Origin of the sequence: Pseudomonas sp. RL_105y_Pfl2_101 (genome assembly GCF_963970585.1) — a bacterium.
Classification (GTDB): domain Bacteria; phylum Pseudomonadota; class Gammaproteobacteria; order Pseudomonadales; family Pseudomonadaceae; genus Aquipseudomonas.
The window spans coordinates 1-19713 of the sequence record NZ_CAXAPG010000010.1; the positions used below are offsets into that span (position 1 = coordinate 1).

The window sequence follows — 19713 nt, forward strand, 5'->3', positions numbered from 1 at the left end:
CTTGTTCCTATCGTCGGTCTAGGCCAGATGCATTCTTTATCGGCGCTTGGGTGAAAGGAGGAGGGGTGAAATCTCCCACGGTCTGTACTGCGGCTAACAGTCAGAATCGAGCTTTGTCCCTCCTCCTCCCTTCAAGTCCTACCATACAAGCGAGCTTGCTCGCGATGAGGCCGGCACATCCAACATCACCGCAAACTGACACACCGCCTCCGCGAGCAAGCCCGCTCCCACAGGAAAAACACGGTCCCACCAAGAACCAGGTCGGCTCTAAGGCCGCCTCGCGGTGGACGTTGATCTCGGCGCCCCGTTAACCACGCTGGCCGAACGCAGGCATTGCGCAGTGGGCATCCCGGCATGGATGCCGGGATAGCCGCGCTGGGCCATGGATGGCCCTTCGCGGCGGCCCACGGAGCAATGCCGGAGTGAGGGCACACCGAGCCTAGGCGAGGTGCCAAGTGGTGGGGCAGAAGCGTTTTGGTTACTTTTGCGCTTCTCAAAAGTGACCCGCTGTAAGAGCGGAACCATAAGCAGCCGTTACCTAAATAACGGATATACACACCAAAGCAACAAAACCAAAAAAAAACGGCGCTTCCCATTTCTGAAAGAAGCGCCGTTTTTCCTAAGTGAACAGCATTACGTACAAGACAGGCCTCGAATTCAAATCGAGCAATCAACCCGCGATGGCGCGATCGACCGACAGCTTGCCCGCCCCTTCGATCAGCACGGCAATACTGCCCGCCAGCAACGCCAAGGCGAACTCATAACCGTTGTTGGCCATGAACAAGCCGTTACCGATGTGCACAGAGAAAATCGCTACCAGCGACAGGAACGCCAGGCCCAGTGCCGCAGGACGCGCCAGCAGGCCGATGACCAGCGCCAGTCCGGCGAAAAACTCCGTACCACCCGCCAGTGTCGCCATCACGTAGCCCGGGGTCAGGCCGATGCTTTCCATCCACTGCGCCGTGCCTGCCAGGCCGTAGCCACCGAATAGGCCGAAGAGTTTCTGTGAGCCGTGGGCGGCGAAAATAATGCCAACAACAACGCGCAGGACCGTCAGGCCGTAGCCTGCGCGGGTAAACAAGACTTTATTGATCAACGAGTTCATGCGGGTTCATCCCAAGGTGTGTGGTTGTTGGTCGCCATATTAATCAAAAAAATCTGTACAAAAAGCGCAAAAACCGCGAGATAAAAATCGAAATTATCGATTATTTTCGCTGGGCGACCTTCTGATTTCCAGGCTCCAGCGACTCTCGCTCACGATCAAAGGCCAAGTAGTACTTATTGACACTATTAACGTAGCTGACGGCGCCCATTCCCACCTGCTCCATGGCAATGCGCTCGACCTGGAAAAACCACTGGTTGGGGTTCAGTCCCCGCCGCCGGGCCTCGGCTCGCATACCTTGGACCCGCTCGGGGCCCATGTTGTAGGCGGCCAGGACGAAGGCCATGCGCTCACGCTCGTTGAGCTTGGGGCTGGCAAAGAACTTGCGGCGAATAAGGGCCAGGTACTTGGCGCCAGCCTGCACATTGGCATCCAGGTTCTGGATGTTATCGACTCCGACCCGCCGAGCCGCCGAGGGGGTTATCTGCATCAGGCCGGTGGGGCCTTTGCCACTGCGGGCGTTGGGTTGCAGGGCTGATTCCTTGAAAGCCAGCGCGGCCAGGTTGAGCCAGTCCATGCCTTGGGCATCGGCATGTTTTTGCAGCACTGGACGCAGTTTCTCCAGGCGCTTGCGATTGGCTCGGGCCAGCGGATAGTGGACCCGGTACAAACGCCGATAGATGCGCAGGAATGCCGCGTCCTGATTGGAAGGCACTTTGTAGGTCACCAGGAAACGGTCGATGCTCGCCCGCAGCATGGCGGCATCACGACGAACGAACCAATACTCATCACCCGGCTCGCCGATCAGCACCTGCCGGTCCAGACGCAACTTGGGCAAGATTTTGCCCCAGCGCTCGGCGATAGGCCGCTCGACGATGGTCAAATGAAAAATCCCGCCCTGGACCATTTCCAGGACATCCTCCACAGCCAGAGTGGGATCGACCCATTCGACCTTCACCGGCGGCAGTTTGAGCAGCGCCAGTTTCTGGTTGATCTGGCTCACGGCGTCCCCCGCCGCGCTGCCGTTGGGCAGGGCCAGGGTCTTGCCGGAAAGTTGCTCCACGCGGGTGTAACGCTTCTCGCCCTTGATTCCCACCAGCAGCAACGGCACGTCGGTACGGATCGGATCGCTGGCGCTGACCGCAAGGCCGGCCTTGGGCTCGAGCAATTCACCCGGCGCCACGAGGTCGCCCTCCCCGCGCTGCAAGGCGCCGAGCAGTTGGTCCTTGGCCATGGGGATGATCTTGAGGGTGATTTCCTGGCCATCCCGGGCGTGGCCGTTGAGGTATTGCTCGAAGGCTCGCAGCCGATGGTATTCGACGCCAATGGGTTGGCCCTGGACTTCACCGGAACTGTTGCGGCTCTGGTTGACCAAAACCTTCAACACGCGACTGCTGCGGATTTGCGCCAGGTCGCGCACCGTGCCCGGCGCCACCGCCTGCACCGGCCCAGGCAGCCGCGCCTCGGCCGGCATTGGCAACAACAGCGAACAACACAACAGTAGCAATACCTGGGGACGTGTCATCCACTCTCCGGAAGGAATACTGCGAACCGCCTCCCTTGAAAAACGAGGCTGAGTCCACAGAAACAGAGCGCCTGGGGCGCTGAAAAAGTGCGAAAGACTGGCACAGAGATGGCTTTTATACCAACCCGATGTGTCTCGCGGCCTTAACAGACAGCCTCAACTCGTTGTAGTTCTTGGCTTTTCTTATAAATCCACAGCTCTGATATGCTTTCCGGCCTTTGGGTCGAGGTAGCACCATGCAACTCATCGATATCGGCGTCAACCTGACCAACCCCAGTTTCGCCGACAAACATCAGGCGGTGCTTGAGCGCGCCTATGAGTCCGGGGTCTGCCAACTGGTCTTGACCGGCACCAGTCTTGAAGGCAGCGAACAGGCCCTGGAACTGTGCCAAAGCCTCGATGACACTGGCGAGCGATTGTTTTCCACCGCCGGTATTCACCCTCACAGCGCCAGCGAGTGGACCGCCGATAGCGCCCGGCACCTCAAGGATCTGCTGATGCACAGCCGCGTGCGCGCGGTGGGTGAATGCGGGCTGGATTTCAACCGGGATTTCTCCCCCCGACCGCAGCAGGAAAAAGTCCTTGAGGAACACCTCGCCCTGGCGGTCCAATTGCAATTGCCGGTGTTCCTGCATGAACGCGATGCCGACCAGCGCTTGCTGGACATCCTCCGGGATTTTCGCGATCAGTTGCCGGCGGCCGTGGTGCACTGCTTTACCGGTGAAAAAAAGGCGCTGTTCAGCTACCTCGACCTGGACCTGCACATCGGCATCACTGGCTGGATCTGTGACGAACGCCGGGGCACGCACCTGCACCCGTTGGTGCGCGAAATTCCCCGCGGTCGGCTGATGCTCGAAAGCGACGCGCCGTACCTGCTGCCCCGCACGCTGCGGCCCAAACCCAAAAATGGCCGCAACGAACCGGCCTACCTGACGGAAGTCTTGCGTGAAGTGGCCTTGCACCGGGGCGAAACCCAGGATGACCTGGCAGCCCACAGCACCGCGTGCGCCCGAGCGTTTTTCGGATTGCCCACCATTTCCGAATAAACACGCATCCCCCCTGTGGGAGCGGGCTTTCTCGCGAATGCGTTGGAGCAGTCACCGCTGTATTGCTGATCCACCGCATTCGCGAGCAAGCCCACACCAGGGATCTGGTGGCCTGTTGGTCTCTATCAAAATCCCCGGCACCGGTATTGCCTGTTGACCCACATCAAAATTCCGTCACCTGAATAGCGGCAAAATAATGGCACCTTGCCAATGTTGTTTCCGCTATCAGAGAAGACCTTCCATGGGTGCCTGGCTTAGCAATATCTCGCTGAAATACAAATTCTGGGCGGTCAATGCGGTCGCCTTTGTCACCACCTTGCTGCTGGTGCTCTACGCAGTGCACCTCGAACAGCAGTCGCGCAACCACGCGGCCCAGGCGAACGCCCAGGCCCAGGCACATCTGCTGGATGCCTGGCCGGCCGGAACGCCCCTGCCCAAGGTCGACTATCTCCTGGCATTGCAGCGCGACCAGGTCCCCGTTCTCAACGAGCAACCGTTGCCTTCGCTGGCCCAGGCCAACGGCTGGGTCGAACTCGACACCGGGCGGCTGTTTGGCGACGACCCGCTGCTGGGCGCCCAAGTGATCCGTCGAGGTGACGGCCAACAACTCGCCGTGTTGGCCCAAGGTGTGAGCCTGAGCCAAGTGTTCGGTGAACGCTTCAGCCAATATGCCGTGGCCGTGTTCGTGTTGATGCTGGCGATGCTGGGCGCATCCCAGTTGTTGATCCGTTTCTTGCTCAGCCAGCTCAATACGCTCAAAGACGTAATGCTGCACGTGGAAAAAACCGGCGACCTGGCCGCCCGCGTGCCCCTGGCCTGCAGGGACGAAGTGGGCCAGATGGCGGCGGCGTTCAACGCCATGCAGGCCGGTTATCAACGGGTCGTCGACACCGTTGCCAGCACCGCCCGGCAGTTGGACAGTGGTGCCGCGCGTCTGGCGTCGAGCATGAACGAGGTTCGCCATGGCATGCTCGGCCAGCAAAGCGAAACCGATCAGGCGGCCACGGCGATCAACGAAATGTCCGCCACGGTTTATCACATCGCCCAGCATGCCGGCGCCACCCGCGACCTGTCGAAAACCGCCGACACCCTGGCCGGCAACGGTCAGGAAGTGGTCGGTCGGGTGCAACAGTCGATCACCGGGTTGTCTTCGGGTGTGCAGCAGACCGCCGAAATGATCCAGCGCCTGGCCGAAGACAGCCAGAAGATCAATGGCGTGGTCAGTGTGATCCACAGCATCGCCGAGCAAACCAACCTGCTGGCCCTGAACGCGGCTATCGAAGCGGCGCGGGCCGGGGAAATGGGCCGGGGCTTTGCCGTGGTGGCCGACGAGGTGCGCAACCTGGCCAAGCGGGTACAGACCTCCACGGACGAAATCACCACCATGGTTTCGGCCCTGCAGGCCGGGACCCGGGACGCAGTGGACTTCATGCAGGAGAGTTCGCTCAAGGCCGACGATTGCGTGCAACAGGCCCGCGAGGCCGGCGACGCGTTGGCACAAATCACCGCAGCGGTGGCGCAAATGCGCGAGAGCAACACCCAGATCGCTGTCGCGGCCGAACAGCAAAGCCACGTCGCCGAGGAAATGAACCGGGCAGTGGTGAGCATTCGCGACGTGACTGAGAACACCGTACGCCAAACCGTCGACTCAGCCACCACCAGCGATGAACTGGCGACGTTGGCGGGCGAGTTGAGCAAGGCGATTGGGCAGTTGAAACTGTAGAAGGCTGGCTTGCCTGGGGCTTCTGTGGCCAGACTCCCGCTGGGCCGTGCTGTAGGAGCTGTCGAGTGCAACGAGGCTGCGATCTTGCCCCAGACACTTGAATCTCAAGCGAGAGATCAAAAGATCGCAGCCTTCGGCAGCGCCTACAGAGGCCAGCGGGAGCAAGCACCTTTGCACAACAGCAAAACTGTATGGCCACCTATCGCTTCGATAGCCAACCGCCATTCGCCGCCCCGCCCGCCCGGACCTATCCTTGGGTTATTCGGTTTTATTCAAGGAACAGCATCATGGGCAAGCGTCACCCCAATCTTCCGGCCTGGCAATGGCGTGTCTACCCAGACAATCATCGCCCCCCCACCCACCTGGTGTTGCACCTGATTGCCGTGCCGCTGTTCATCATCGCGTTTCTGCTGATTGTGTCGGGCGTGTTCAGCTTGAGCCTGGGCGATGTCGCCATCGGCACCATCGGCCTGCTCGCGGCACTCGGCTTGCAGCGTCACGGACACGTAGAGCCTTAACCGAAGATAGTGACCGTCTGCCGGCTCAGGGCGATCAAGCGGCCATCGGCGCTCCAGAACTTCGCGGCGACATGGCCGTAGCCGTCCTGGGCATGTTCGATCTCGGCCAGGTACTTGCACCAGTCCAGCGTCGTGAGCTCCAGCAACGGCTGGACGAACTCGATGGTCCACGTGAGCGTGCTGCCCGGGGCCATTTGCGGAAGGTGAGGCAACAAGGCCGGCGGCCAGGCGTCCACCAAGGCCAGGATATGACTTTCGTTCAGCGGCTCCTCCTGCACATCGCCGCGCAAGCGCACCCAGCCGCCCATGCTCCGGGACTTGTTGCCGCTGAACGGCAAGCCGCCAACGCTCCAGCGCATCGCCAGGTGCCGCATGAATTCCGGGGTCATGCCCTTGACGTAAGGCAGTTCCTGGCATTGTTCCACGCTTTTGAATTCTGGCGCGGGATCGGCCTGCACCGCCACCACGGATGAGCGCGATGCGCCGAAACTGCCTTGCACCACGGTTACCACCTGGCCGTTCTGCACCGCGCGCCCCAACACCTGGCTCACGGCCTTGCCTTCACGCAACACGTCGACTTCGAAACTGACAGGCACGTTGGGCTCGACCGGGCCGACAAAGGTGATCGCCAGCGAGCGCACCGGGCGGTCCGCCGGCACTTTGGCACGCATCGCCTCATATTGCAGCGCCGCCACCAACCCGCCAAAGCTGGCCCGCCCCTGGCCCCACTCAGGCACGATGGTCACCGCACCTGGCTGCCGGCGCACGGCATCGATCAAATCGGAAAAGCGCATGACGACCTCGAAAACAGGGAAAAAAGATGAAGGGATCTTAACCAGCCCGGGACGGCGGCACAGGGCTCATTCCGGCCAAAGAGGCTGACAGAAAAGCCGCGAGCCTGAATCCCACAAATATCTTATGTGGGAGCGAGCCTGCTCGCGATAGCGCTGGATCAGGTGATAAGTCTGCAAGCTGACCCACCGCTATCGCGAGCAGGCTCGCTCCCACAGGGATTATGGGTGAGGTCAGGATTATTTGAAGCAACTGGCAATCAGCTTGTCGAGCACCCTGTCGGACTTGGCCTCAGCCTTTTCCATCGCGGCGTGCCAGGTGGGCACACAAACGTGTAAATCGGTTTCTTGCTTGGCCCTGGCCAGCCATTGCCAGCAATCGTGCCAGTTGCCCAGCGCGGCCTGGGCGGACTTGAGCCGGGGCATGGCGGCTTCGGGCAGGCGGTCAAGCTCAGGGTAGGCTTCGATGGCGTAACGCACGCGCTTGATCAGCAAGCGCAATCGATGGCGGTCATGGGCCGGATCGCGCAGGGCTTCGCCGAGTTTCTTCCACTGTTTGTCCAGGCGCTTTTCGATACGTTTGCGCAAGCCCTTCAGCAGCCCCTCGCGCTGGGCGGCGCGAATGAAGCGCGGGAAGGCATCGAGGATCATCAACAACTGCGCCAGTTCAACACTCGCGGCCACGGCGGGATAGGCATGGGCCATTTGCACCTGGCGTCGCCGCGCCGCCTCGGCCTGACCATGCTGCTCCAAGTAAGCGGCCAACACTTCCCGATCGCGCAAGGGCGTGGTCAGGGTGCCGATCGCCGAAGCAGCCGATTCCAGCTGTTCGACGCCGGGCAACCCACGCAATGGACGCAGCAGGCTGCGCAAACGGCGTACCGTGGTGCGCAGGTCATGCAGCGCTTCGCTGTCGGTATGGGCATTCAAACGGGCCTGACAGGCCAACAGGCGGACTTCCAGGCCCAGTATCCGGGCCACCAGCCGATCAATCATGGACGTACTCCGTACACAGCGTTGAGCGTCAAGCCGCAAGCTACAAGTGGAAAACGATTTTGCATCCTTCCCTTGTAGCTTGCCGATGATTGCTTGTCGCTGCCTTTATCGTCCGGCGCGGGACTCGCGGATGTAGAAACGCGCCTTCTCGGCTTTCTTGGTGCAGCCTTCGAATGCTTCGAATTGCTGCTGGGTCTTGGCGCCCGTCAGCAGGGACAGGGCCTTGGAGTAGCTGACCGTGCCGGCAAAACCTTCGGCCTTGGCCAGGTCCAGTTCACGCCAAGCGCTGTCGAGCTGGCTGCCGCAACTGTCGCGGTAAGCGGTTTTGCCTGCGCAACCGGCCAGGGCCAGAACCATCAAAGATGCCACCAAGGGCAGGCGGATCCGGGCTTTCATTGATTACACCTCAAGTCAGGAAAACAGTCGTGCAGGTAAGACGGTTACGCCGGCAAAAAGTGCCAAGACCCGACCGTGTAAATTCAGTGTGGATGAGAATACGCAAATGCCACGCCGGCGTGTCAAATAACGACGCGTGCGCCACAACGATTGAGCCAAGCCGTCGATGGGTGCATTGTTGAAGTCTGTTCGACAAGAGGCCGGGTCATGACAAAACGTGTCGCATTGGTATTGGGCTCGGGTGGCGCCCGGGGCTATGCCCATATCGGGGTGATCGAAGAAATCGAACGACGTGGCTACGACATTGCCTGCATCGCCGGTTGTTCCATGGGCGCGGTCGTGGGTGGGATCTATGCGGCGGGCAAGCTCGAGGAGTACCGCAACTGGATCGAAAGCCTGGATTATCTGGACGTCCTGCGCCTGGTAGACGTCAGTTTTCGCCTGGGGGCGATCCGTGGCGAAAAGGTCTTCGGGCAGATCCGCAAGATCGTCGGCGAAATCAACATTGAACAATTGCGCATCCCCTACACCGCCGTCGCGACCGACCTGACCAACCAGCAGGAAATCTGGTTCCAGGAAGGTTGCCTGCATCAGGCAATGCGCGCCTCGGCGGCGATTCCCAGCCTGTTCACACCGGTGATGCAAGGCAACCGCATGCTGGTCGATGGCGGCCTGCTCAACCCGTTGCCGATCGTGCCGGTGGTGTCGAGCCACTGCGACCTGATCATCGCGGTCAACCTCAACGCCACCAACCAGAAACAATACCAATTACCGGTCATCCAGCGTCCCGCCGCGTTCCGGCGGCGCTTCGACACCCTGGTCAGCTCCCTGGGCTCGCGCCTGCCGTTTCGCCGCAAGCAGGCCGAGCAGTTGTTGCTGCTGGAACAGGAAGCCTTGAAGGCCGAGGCCGCCGACATCAACCCGTGGATCGGCTCGGCCGAGCCCGAAGGCCAACAACCGGCCGCCGCGCCAGAGAACGAAGGCGCACCGAAATCCGCCACCGGTTCGTTCATCATCGACAACGTCGGCCCGGCGTCGTTGCTGGACTTGATCAACCAGAGCTTCGAAGTGATGCAGACCTCGCTCGCCCAGTACAAGATCGCCGGTTACCCGCCGGATGTGCTGATCAACGTGCCGAAACGGGTGTGTCGGTTCTTCGAGTTCTACAAGGCGCCGGAGTTGATCGCGTTGGGACGGGAGATTGCCAGCGATACCTTGGATCGGTATGAGAATGAGCAGAACTGAATGTGATCACTGGCCTCCTGTGGGGAGGGGATTTAGCGAAACGTCGCACCGCACCGCTGGGCCGTAGGAGCTGACGAGTGCAACGAGGCTGCGATCTTTCCTCAGACGCTTGAGTCCCAAGTGAAAGATTAGAAGATCGCAGCCTTCGGCAGCTCCTACGGGGCGGGGCGACGTTTGACTCCCCCCTCATAGCAGTGCTTGGCTTGAAACTTTGTGGCTAAACAGCACCCTCCCCCAACAACCGATACCCCACCCCCGCCTCGGTCACAATGAACCGCGGCCGGGTTGGGTCGTCGGCCAGTTTCTGGCGCAGGTGGCCGACCACGATCCGCAGGTAGTGGCTGTCTTCCGTGTGGGTCGGGCCCCAGATGTCCTTGAGCAGTTGCTGCTGGGTAATGACCCGCCCCGGGTGCCGCGCCAGTTGCGCCAGTACCGCGTACTCCTTGCGGGTCAGGGCCACCTCGGTGCCGTCCAGCAGCACCCGTCGATACGCCAGGTCCACCGTCAACGGACCGAACATCAGCGCGGCTTCCTGTGGCTCGCCCGCCGGGGCCTGGCGCAACAAGGCGCGGATGCGGGCGAGAAACTCCTGGATGCCGAACGGCTTGGTCACGTAATCGTTGGCACCGTTGTCCAGCGCCTCGACCTTCTGCGCTTCGCTGGCCCGCACCGAGAGCACCAGCACCGGCACCGTCGACCATTGGCGAAACTCGCGCAACACTTGTTGGCCGTCCATGTCCGGCAGGCCCAGGTCGAGCACCAGCAGATCGGGTTTGTTCAGCGCCGCTTGGGCAAGGCCTTCAGCGCCGGTGCCGGCTTCCAGCACCTTGTAGCCTTGGGAGCTCAAGCTGATGCGCAGGAATTTGCGGATCTGCGGTTCGTCATCGATGACCAAAAGGGTCGCGGTCTGGCTCATGGCGCTCGTTCGTTGCAATCAGGTGAAAAGGCAAGCAGGTGGGACGAAAGAGTAACCCAGGGCCGCTCAGGCTTCATCGTCCATGCCCGGTTGTGCCTGTAAGGGCAGGTGCAACGTGAGGCAGGTGCCGCGCCCGTCGAGGCCATCGGCCACGCTGATTCGCCCGCCATGGGCACCGACCATGCCCTGGCAGATGGCTAATCCCAACCCCGTGCCCTGCCCGCCCCGATCACCGCGCGCAGCGGTATAGAACATGTCGAAGATTTTCTCTCGCTCTTGTTCAGGGATCCCGGGGCCCTCGTCGGCCACGGCGAAAAACACTTCGCCGTCCCTCGTACCCGCGCTCAGCAGCAGCCGCCCATGGGCCGGTGAAAAACGTGCGGCGTTTTCCAGCACGTTTACCAAGGCCTGCTCGATCAGCGCCGCGTGGACATATAGCAACGGCAGGTCAGCAGGCACCTCGACGCCGACCGCCAGGGGCGCCAACACCGCCCGCAAGCGGTTCAGCGCGCTGCCGACGATATCGGCCGGCGACACCCAGTCCCGCGCCAGCTTCAGGGCGCCGTGCCCCAGACGGGTCATGTCCAGCAGGTTCTGGATGTAGCGATCCAACCGCTCGGCTTCATCGCGGGTGCCTTCGAGCAGTTCGCGACGATCGGCCAGTGGGATCGCCTCCCCCAGCGCCAGCAAGCTGTCGATGCTGCCGCGCATGGACGTCAACGGTGTGCGCAGATCGTGGGACACTGACGCCAGCAAGGCGCTGCGCAGTTGCTCGGTTTCACCGTGCAGGCGCGCTGCTTCCAGGTCCTGGGCCAGTTGCGCCCGGGCTAACGCCTGGGCCAATGGTTGACTGAGGGCCGCCAGCAAACGCCGACGCTGGCCGCTCAACGGCTTGCCTTCGTTCGGGCACACACCCAGCAACCCCAGTGGTCCGCCTTCCGCCGACAGCGGCCACCACCACCAGCGCCCAGACGGCAACGTCCCGGTGCCGGCACCAGCGGGCTGGTCGTGCTGCCAGGCCCAGTCGGCCGCCGCACGTTCGGCTTCGGTAAACGTCAACGGCTCGCCGGTCTCGACCTTCCAATCGCTCTGGCCGTCGCGATTGAGCAGGCAAAGCTGCAAGTCGTGCTGGCCGTTGAGTTGCTGCGCAGCGGCGCTGACCACTGCCTGGCGGTCGGTGGCGGCAGTGAGTTTGCGCGACAGGTCGAGCAGTTCGCCGGTTTCCTGCTGGGTGTCGCGCAGGGCCTGCAACTGGCGACGCTGGCGAGCGGCAAGGTTGCCGGTCAGGGCTGCCATGAGCAGGAAAAACACCAGCGTCAGCACGTCTTCTTCGCGCTGGATGGTGAAGGAAAAATTCGGTGGAATGAACAGGAAGTCATAGGCCAGGAACGACAGCGCCGCGCAGGCCAGCGCCGGGCCGAGGCTGCTGCGTACCGCCACCAGCAACACTGCCATCAGGAACACCAGGGAGATATTGGGAAGCGCCAGCCACCCTGAAATACCCCAGGCCAACGCGCTGGCCGCCACGGTCGCCGCCAGCGCCAGCACGTAGTCGAACCCGGTCTGGACGGCGCTCGAACGCACGCGGGTGGCACGGGGCTGTTCATCGCTGTCCAGCACACTGATTTCCAGTCCCCGGGCATCGCGCAGCAAGCGTGAAGCCAAGCCACCGCCCAACAGCCGCCGTCGCAAACGCGGCCTGGACTGGCCCACCAGCAGCAGCGTGGCGCGACGCTCGGTGGCGTGCTGGATCAAGGTCTTGGCGACTTCGCCGGCCCGCAACAGCACCACTTCACCGCCGAGACGTTCAGCCAACTGCTGGGCATTTTGCAGAGACTGTCGCGACGACTCATCGTGCGCGACGCCACTGTCTACGTGGACCAGGCTCCACGGCAAATGCCGACGCTGGGCGACGCGACTGGCGTGGCGCACCAGACGTTCGGCCTGCACGTCGGCGCCCACCCCCACCAGCAGGCGTCCGCGCACCGCGGGCGCGGCCTGGCCCAGTTGTCGATAACCCTGGGCCAGGTCATTGTCGACCTGGGCAGCGGCGGTCTGCATGGCCAGCTCGCGCAACGCGGTCAGGTTGGTCTGGGTGAAGAACGCATCGATCGCCGCCCGAGCCTGTTCCGGCACGTAGACCTTGCCATCACGCAGGCGCTCCAACAGCTCACGCGATGGCAGATCGATCAGCAGCAGTTCATCGGCCTCCTGCAAGACCCAATCCGGCAACGTCTCGCGCACCTGCACACCGGTGATGCCGCGCACTTGATCGTTGAGGCTTTCCAGGTGCTGGACATTGACGGTGGTGTAGACATCGATGCCCGCCGCAAGCAGTTCCTGAATGTCCTGCCAGCGTTTGGCATGGCGACTGCCCGGCGCATTGCTATGGGCCAGTTCGTCCACCAGGACCAGGTTCGGCCGGGCGGCGAGCAAGCCGTCGAGGTCCATTTCCTCGAGCGTCACACCGCGATACGTCGAGCGCACCAAGGTCTGCTGCACCAGGCCGCCGAGCAGTGCTTCGGTTTCGGCACGACCGTGGGTTTCCACCACCCCGGCGACGACTTTCACGCCTTGACGCAGTTGGGTGTGGGCCGCTTGCAGCATGGCGTAGGTCTTGCCGACACCGGGCGCCGCCCCCAGGAAGACCTTGAGCCGGCCACGGTCATTGCGGGGCAGATTGGCTAACAATGCATCGGCGCGGCCGGAGTCGCTCATGGCGTGAAAATCTCTTTCAAATATTGATCAAACACCCTGCGCGAAGGCGGACCTGTGGGAGCAAAGCTTGCTCGCGATGAACGATAACGCGGCTCATCAGTTGAACCGTGTCGCCTTGATCGCAAGCAGGCTTTGCTCCCACAGGTCCGGCTCCCACAGGTTTGCTGCAGCAAGCCTCGCCCCCACAGGCGCCACTCCCACAGGTTTTACAGTTTTTCCAGGGCCAGGTTCAGCGCCAACACATTCACCACGGGCGGACCCACCAGGGGTTGCTCAGTGTTGTCATCGAGCAGTTGCTGCAAGGTCGAGGCCGGCAGGTTGCGCGCTGCGGCGACACGCGCCAGTTGATAGGCAATCGCCGCCGGAGGCAAGTGCGGATCCAGCCCGCTGGCGGAGGTGGTCAGCAACGCCAGCGGCACCGGGCCCTGGCCGGGCACCTGGCGTTTTTGGGCGTCATCGATCACCCGCGTGGCCAGGGCCGGGTTGCTCGGGGAAAAGTTGCTGGCGCCGCTGGCGACCGTGGCAAAGGCGCCGGCCGATGGCCGTGGATGAAACCAGGCATCGCCGGTGAAATCCTGGGCAATCAGCGTCGAGCCACGGACCTTGCCGGCCGCATCGACGATCAGGCTGCCATTGGCCTGGACGGGAAAGGCGACTTGCGCCACGCCGGTGACCACCAGTGGGTACGCGACACCGGTGATCAGGGCCATCAGAAATAACAGGCTCAAAGCCGGGCGAATCAGAGTGGACATTTCAAAATCCTCGAATAAGAAACAGCTAACTTCCAGGCAAGGAACTTGCTCCCGCTGGCTCTGTAGGAGCTGGCGAAGCCTGCGATCTTTTGATCTTGATCTTGATCTTTCGCTTGGGATTCAAGTGTCTGGGGAAAGATCGCAGCCTCGTTGCACTCGACAGCTCCTACACAGCTCCTACAGAGCTCGGCGGGTGCAATCTTCCTGCAACAAAAAATGGTTCACCGCACGTCAGGCTCAAACCAGGTGCAACGCCGTCAGCAACATATCGATCGCCTTGATCCCCACGAACGGCACGACGATCCCGCCCAGGCCATAGATCAACAGATTGCGTCGCAACAGCGCCGCCGCGCTTGCCGCTTGCACGCGCACACCGCGCAGGGCCAGGGGGATCAGTACGACGATGATCAAGGCGTTGAAGACAATGGCCGACAAGATCGCGCTCCGGGGGCTGCTCAGGTGCATCACATTCAACACGCCGAGCGGTGGATAAATCGAAGCGAACAGCGCCGGCAGGATCGCGAAATACTTGGCGATGTCGTTGGCAATGGAAAAGGTGGTCAGCGCCCCACGGGTCACCAGCAGTTCCTTGCCGATCTGCACCACGTCCAGCAGTTTGGTCGGGTCGCTGTCGAGGTCGACCATGTTGGCCGCCTCCCGCGCGGCCTGGGTGCCGTCGTTCATCGCCATGCCGACATCGGCCTGGGCCAGGGCCGGGGCGTCGTTGGCACCGTCGCCGCACATGGCCACCAGCCGACCGTCATTTTGCTCATGACGGATACGCGCCAGTTTTTTCTCCGGCGTGGCCTCTGCCAGCACGTCGTCGACACCGGCCTCGGCGGCAATCGCCGCGGCGGTCAACGGATTGTCGCCGGTGACCATCACCGTGCGAATCCCCAGCTTGCGCAGCTCGGCAAAGCGCTCGCGAATGCCGGGTTTGACCACGTCCTTGAGGTGGATAGCGCCGAGCAGCTTGCCGTCCACGCACACCAGCAGCGGCGTGCCGCCACTCTGGGCGATCTTGTCGACCTCCCGCGCCAGTGCCGACGGCAATTCATTGCGTGCAAAGCCGATGAAATCCAGCAACGAGTCCACGGCGCCCTTGCGGTAGATACGGCCCTGATAGTCGACCCCGGACAAACGGGTTTCAGCACTGAACGGCACCGCCGTCAGCGCTTCGACGCCGGGCTCAGACTGTGGATGCAAACCTCGCAGGTACTCGACGATGGACTTGCCCTCGGCGGTGTCGTCAGCCAACGAGGCGAACAGCGCGCCTTCGGCCAGTTCCTTGGCACTCACACCGGGGGCGGCATAGACCGCTGTACAGCGACGATTGCCAAAGGTGATGGTGCCGGTCTTGTCCAGCATCAGCACATGCACATCCCCCGCCGCCTCGACCGCGCGACCGGATTTGGCGATCACGTTCAGGCGCACCAACCGGTCCATCCCGGCAATGCCGATGGCCGACAGCAGGCCGCCGATGGTGGTGGGAATCAAGGTGACCAGCAGCGCCACCAGAAACACCAGCGGCAGGTTGGCGTTGGCGAAATGGGCGAACGGTTGCAGCGTCACCACCACCAACAGGAAGATCAGCGTCAGGCCGATCAACAGGATATCCAGCGCCACCTCGTTCGGTGTTTTCTGGCGCTTGGCGCCTTCAACCAAGGCGATCATGCGGTCCAGGGTGGATTCGCCGGGATTGCTGGTGATGCGTATCAGCAACCAGTCGGAGACCAGCCGTGTATTGCCAGTGACGGCCGAGCGATCGCCGCCGGACTCGCGGATGACCGGCGCCGATTCGCCGGTGATCGCCGCCTCATTGACCGCGGCGATGCCTTCGATCACTTCACCGTCGCCGGGGATCATGTCGCCGGCCTCGACACGCACCACATCGCCTTTACGCAGACGGGTGGCGGGGATGATTTCAAAGCCACTGGCGGTCTGGCGACGTGCGTTAAGGCCTTCGCTGCCGGCCTTGAGGCTGTCGGCCCGGGCCTTGCCGCGGCCTTCGGCCAACGCTTCGGCGAAGTTGGCGAACAGCACCGTGAACCACAACCACAACGCGATTTGCGCGGCGACAAAGGTCGGCACGGCGTTGTCGGGGATGAAGCACAACACAGTGGTGAGGATCGCAGTCAGCTCCACCACCAGCATCACTGGCGCGCGGCGCAACTGGCGTGGATCGAGCTTGATGAAGGCTTGCACCAACGCTGGCCGCCAGAGGGCCGACAGGTGGGTCTTCGGTTGTTCCGGTGCCTTGGCGGCGACGGTTTTGCTCATCGGCATATTCATCATCAGGTCCTCAGAAGCCCATGCTCAAGTGTTCGGCAATCGGCCCCAGCGCCAGGCTCGGCAGGAAGGTCAAGCCCCCCACCAGCAAGATGGTCACGGTCAACAACGTCACGAACAGCGGGCCATGGGTGGGAAAGCTGTTCTGGCCAATCGGCGCAGTTTTCTTCAAGGCCAGGCTGCCGGCCAATGCCAGCACCGGCAGGATGTAGCCGAACCGGCCGATCAACATGCCCAGGCCCAGCATCAGGTTGTGGAAAGGGGTGTTGGCGCCGAACCCGGCGAATGCCGAACCGTTGTTCGCTCCCGCCGAGGTGTAGGCGTACAACAACTGGCTGAAACCGTGGGCGCCCGGGTTGCTCACCGCTGCGGCCGGCCCGGGCAGGCTTGCGGCGACCGCCCCCAGCACCAGCACGCTGACAGGCATCACCAACAGAGTTGCCACCAACAGTTGCACCTCCCGGGCGCCCAGCTTCTTGCCCAGGTATTCCGGGGTGCGACCGATCATCAAACCAGCCAGGAACACCGCGATCAGCACGTTCAACAGCATCCCGTAGAGCCCGGCCCCGACGCCGCCGAAGATCACCTCGCCGACCATCATGTTCACCAGCGACACCATGCCGCTGAGTGGGTTGAGACTGTCGTGCATACCGTTGACCGAGCCGTTGGAGGCCGCCGTGGTGGTCACCGACCACAGCACCGTGGCGGTGGTGCCGAAGCGCGCCTCCTTGCCTTCCAGCGGTGCCGCTTGCTCGACGGCCGGGTTGTTCAGGGCCGGGTTGGGCTGGTATTCGGCCCACAGTGACGTGGCGCCGCCAATCAGGAATAGGGCAAGCATGCAGGCGATGATCGCCCGGCTCTGGCGCAGGTCCTTGACGTAATGGCCGAAAGTGAACACCAACGCGGCGGGAATCAGGATGATCGAAGCGACTTCGAACAGGTTGCTCCAGGCCGTCGGGTTTTCGAAGGGATGCGCCGAGTTGACGCCGAAGAAACCGCCACCATTGGTACCCAGTTGCTTGATCGCGATCTGGCTGGCGGCCGGCCCCAACGGAATGACCTGGTCGGCCCCCTGCAGCGTGACCCCGTGCACATAGTGCGCAAAGGTCTGCGGCACGCCCTGCCAGACCAGGAACAACGCCAGTAGCAGGCACAGCGGCAACAATCCATAAAGGGTGGCGCGGGTCATGTCGACCCAGAAATTACCCAGCGTCGCAGCGGACTTGCGCCCGATCCCGCGACACAGCGCCACCAGTACGGCCAGGCCGGTGGCGGCGCTGACAAAGTTCTGCACGGTCAGGCCGACCATCTGGCTCAGGTAGCTCAGGGACGCTTCACCACTGTAGGACTGCCAGTTGGTGTTGGTCGTGAAACTCACGGCCGTGTTGAACGCCTGGGTCCACTCCATGCCGGGCAGTTGCTCGGCATTGAGGGGCAGATATCCCTGCAACAGCAGAATCACAAACAGCAAGAAAAAACCCGCCAGATTGAACGCAAGCAAGGCCAGGGTGTATTTCTGCCAGCTCTGCTCAACCGTGGCGTCGATACCGGCCAGGCGATAGCAACCAAGTTCCACCGGGCCGAGGATCGGCGAAAGCCAGGTGCGTTGGCCTTCCATCACTCGGTAGTAAAACCGCCCCAGAAACGGCGCCGGAATCAGCACCAGGGCGAAAAAGGCGAGGATCAGCCCGAAATCATAACCGTGCATAACCGCTCCTAGTTCCGATCGGCGCGCAACAGCGCAACCAGCAAATAAATGAACAGCGCCCCTGCCAGCAGCAGCGACACCCCGTCCAGAACACTCATAGGATTTCTCCGTGGTACGGCGTCGTGCCGTGTGGGGAGTGATTGTCGGCAGGGAGGCTGTAAAGGAACGAGATCGAGAGCGGGGCTGGGGGGTAAAGAATCTGTAAAGAATGGGTTGTGGGTTGACTGGACTGGCGTCATCGCGAGCAGGCTCGCTCCCACAAAGGTTCTGTTGTGAATACGGAATCCGTGCCCACTGAGGATCTCCTGTGGGAGCGAGCCTGCTCGCGATGACGCCAAAACAGGCAACCTCGCCCTCAACTGGGGCACAAAACCCAGCCATCCGGCAGCGAACATCCCCGATACGACACGATTTCACCCATTACGACCGCCCTCGCCACACTGGCACGCCCACTGCACTGCCCCTCCCCAGCGCTTTTGCTATGGATCGAGGGGAGCCACCGATGAACACACAACTCAAACCCACCCTGGGCGCCCTGCATTTATGGGGCATTGCCGTCGGCCTGGTGATCTCCGGCGAGTACTTCGGCTGGAGCTACGGCTGGGGCGTGGCCGGAACGCTGGGCTTTTTGGTGACGTCATTCATGGTCGCGGCCATGTACACCTGCTTCATCTTCAGTTTCACCGAGCTGACCACCGCCATTCCCCACGCCGGCGGGCCGTTTGCCTACAGCCGTCGAGCCTTCGGCGAAAAAGGCGGGTTGATCGCCGGGCTGGCGACGCTGATCGAATTCGTCTTCGCCCCGCCGGCCATCGCCCTGGCCATCGGCGCCTACCTGAACGTGCAATTCCCGGCCCTGGACCCGAAACACGCGGCGGTCGGGGCCTATATCGTGTTCATGGGCCTGAACATCCTCGGGGTGAAACTGGCCGCGACGTTCGAGCTGATCGTCTGCGTCCTGGCGGTGGCCGAACTGCTGGTGTTCATGGGCGTCGTGGCCCCGGCGTTCAGTTTCAGCAATTTTGCCCTGAACGGCTGGGCCGGTTCCGATGTGTTTGGCGCACCGGCCATTGCCGGCATGTTTGCCGCGATTCCCTTCGCCATCTGGTTCTTCCTGGCCATCGAAGGCGCGGCCATGGCCGCCGAAGAAGCCAAGGACCCGAAACGCACGATTCCCAAGGCCTACATCAGCGGCATCCTGACTTTGGTGTTCCTGGCCATGGGCGTCATGTTCATGGCCGGCGGTGTCGGCGACTGGCGCACCCTGTCGAACATCAACGATCCCCTGCCCCAAGCCATGAAAACCGTGGTCGGCGAAAGCTCCGGCTGGCTGCACATGCTGGTGTGGATCGGCTTGTTCGGCCTGGTGGCGAGTTTCCACGGCATCATCCTTGGCTACTCGCGCCAGTTCTTCGCCCTGGCCCGCGCCGGCTACCTGCCCGCCTCCCTGGCCAAACTGTCACGCTTCCAGACGCCGCACCGGGCCATCATCGCCGGCGGACTGATCGGCATCGCGGCGATCTACAGCGACGGCCTGATCAACCTCGGCGGCATGACCCTGACCGCCGCCATGATCACCATGGCCGTGTTCGGCGCGATCGTCATGTACATCATGAGCATGCTCAGCCTGTTCAAATTGCGTAAAACCGAACCCAACCTGGAGCGCACCTTTCGCGCGCCGGGCTATCCGCTTGTACCCGGCATCGCCCTGGTATTGGCAGTGGTGTGCCTGGTGGCGATGGCGTGGTTCAACGCGCTGATCGGGCTGATCTTCCTCGGCTTCATGGCGGTGGGTTTCGTCTACTTCATCCTCACCGCACAACTGCGCGCGGACGCTCCCGCCGATGCGATGCTGACCGGGCTTTGAGGTGAAGCCAACCGAACGGGCGTAGTATGGAACCACTGCGAACAACCTTCGCTCATAAGTGGTAGGTGCGATGGATCGGCGAAACGTTCGCCCGTCCATCGCCCCCCCCTCAAGGAGAACC

The 19713-nt window shown here is 62.3% G+C and carries 15 protein-coding genes and 1 pseudogene; 5 read left to right on the forward strand and 11 right to left on the reverse strand.

From position 1 onward, the window contains the following. Nucleotides 1-670: 670 nt before the first annotated feature. Together AACY31_RS13550 and AACY31_RS13555 are read right to left on the reverse strand one after the other, a co-directional pair. Complete coding sequence (locus AACY31_RS13550; protein WP_339483607.1) at nt 671-1105, reverse strand: DoxX family protein; 435 nt, start codon at nt 1103-1105, stop codon at nt 671-673. A 100-nt stretch (nt 1106-1205) separates the two neighbouring features. Further along, nucleotides 1206-2627, reverse strand: a complete 1422-nt coding sequence (locus tag AACY31_RS13555) for a transglycosylase SLT domain-containing protein (protein ID WP_339483609.1) — start codon at nt 2625-2627, stop codon at nt 1206-1208. A gap of 236 nt (nt 2628-2863) precedes the next feature. Here AACY31_RS13555 and AACY31_RS13560 point away from each other — a divergent pair, with 236 nt between their 5' ends. The 3 genes and pseudogenes from AACY31_RS13560 to AACY31_RS13570 all read left to right on the forward strand — a co-directional run. Beyond that, a complete protein-coding gene (locus AACY31_RS13560; RefSeq protein ID WP_339483610.1) occupies nt 2864-3673 on the forward strand; it encodes a TatD family hydrolase in 810 nt (269 codons plus the stop codon). Nucleotides 3674-3914: 241 nt separating this feature from the next. Beyond that, on the forward strand, nt 3915-5396 hold the full coding sequence (locus AACY31_RS13565; RefSeq protein ID WP_339504568.1) for a methyl-accepting chemotaxis protein: 1482 nt from the start codon (nt 3915-3917) through the stop codon (nt 5394-5396). A 287-nt stretch (nt 5397-5683) separates the two neighbouring features. Continuing rightward, nucleotides 5684-5902: pseudogene (locus AACY31_RS13570) on the forward strand (terminase); the annotation flags it as partial. 8 nt (nt 5903-5910) lie between these two features. Here the strand turns inward: AACY31_RS13570 and AACY31_RS13575 are convergent. The 3 genes from AACY31_RS13575 to AACY31_RS13585 form a co-directional block, all read right to left on the reverse strand. Next, nucleotides 5911-6708, reverse strand: a complete 798-nt coding sequence (locus tag AACY31_RS13575; protein WP_339483612.1) for an acyl-CoA thioesterase — start codon at nt 6706-6708, stop codon at nt 5911-5913. A 237-nt stretch (nt 6709-6945) separates the two neighbouring features. Next, nucleotides 6946-7701: a CHAD domain-containing protein gene (locus AACY31_RS13580; protein ID WP_339483613.1), complete on the reverse strand. Its 756-nt coding sequence runs from the start codon at nt 7699-7701 to the stop codon at nt 6946-6948. A 105-nt stretch (nt 7702-7806) separates the two neighbouring features. Further along, nucleotides 7807-8097: a hypothetical protein gene (locus AACY31_RS13585; RefSeq protein ID WP_339483615.1), complete on the reverse strand. Its 291-nt coding sequence runs from the start codon at nt 8095-8097 to the stop codon at nt 7807-7809. Between the two features lie 207 nt (nt 8098-8304). On the opposite strand from AACY31_RS13585, the gene AACY31_RS13590 reads away from it, so the two are divergent. Next, a complete protein-coding gene (locus tag AACY31_RS13590; RefSeq protein ID WP_339504569.1) occupies nt 8305-9342 on the forward strand; it encodes a patatin-like phospholipase family protein in 1038 nt (345 codons plus the stop codon). A gap of 217 nt (nt 9343-9559) precedes the next feature. On the opposite strand, the gene AACY31_RS13595 is transcribed toward AACY31_RS13590, so the two are convergent. The 6 genes from AACY31_RS13595 to kdpF all read right to left on the reverse strand — a co-directional run bounded on the left by AACY31_RS13595 (nt 9560) and on the right by kdpF (nt 17823). Then, nucleotides 9560-10258 (reverse strand): response regulator, encoded by a 699-nt coding sequence (locus tag AACY31_RS13595; RefSeq protein ID WP_339483617.1) that lies wholly within the window; start codon nt 10256-10258, stop codon nt 9560-9562. 66 nt (nt 10259-10324) lie between these two features. After that, nucleotides 10325-12976 (reverse strand): sensor histidine kinase KdpD, encoded by a 2652-nt coding sequence (locus AACY31_RS13600; RefSeq protein WP_339504570.1) that lies wholly within the window; start codon nt 12974-12976, stop codon nt 10325-10327. Nucleotides 12977-13182: 206 nt separating this feature from the next. After that, nucleotides 13183-13728 carry a potassium-transporting ATPase subunit KdpC gene (gene kdpC / locus AACY31_RS13605; protein ID WP_339483619.1) on the reverse strand — a complete coding sequence of 182 codons (546 nt, stop codon included), beginning with the start codon at nt 13726-13728 and terminating at the stop codon, nt 13183-13185. A gap of 237 nt (nt 13729-13965) precedes the next feature. Beyond that, nucleotides 13966-16020 (reverse strand): potassium-transporting ATPase subunit KdpB, encoded by a 2055-nt coding sequence (gene kdpB / locus AACY31_RS13610; protein ID WP_339504572.1) that lies wholly within the window; start codon nt 16018-16020, stop codon nt 13966-13968. Between the two features lie 10 nt (nt 16021-16030). Next, the gene (gene kdpA, locus AACY31_RS13615) at nt 16031-17725 is read right to left on the reverse strand and encodes a potassium-transporting ATPase subunit KdpA (protein ID WP_339504574.1); all 1695 of its coding nucleotides are present in this window, start codon (nt 17723-17725) and stop codon (nt 16031-16033) included. 8 nt (nt 17726-17733) lie between these two features. Next, nucleotides 17734-17823, reverse strand: a complete 90-nt coding sequence (kdpF, locus tag AACY31_RS13620; protein WP_032833236.1) for a K(+)-transporting ATPase subunit F — start codon at nt 17821-17823, stop codon at nt 17734-17736. A 404-nt stretch (nt 17824-18227) separates the two neighbouring features. On the opposite strand from kdpF, the gene eat reads away from it, so the two are divergent. Further along, nucleotides 18228-19592: an ethanolamine permease gene (gene eat / locus AACY31_RS13625; protein WP_339480189.1), complete on the forward strand. Its 1365-nt coding sequence runs from the start codon at nt 18228-18230 to the stop codon at nt 19590-19592. The last annotated feature ends 121 nt before the right edge of the window (nt 19593-19713 follow it).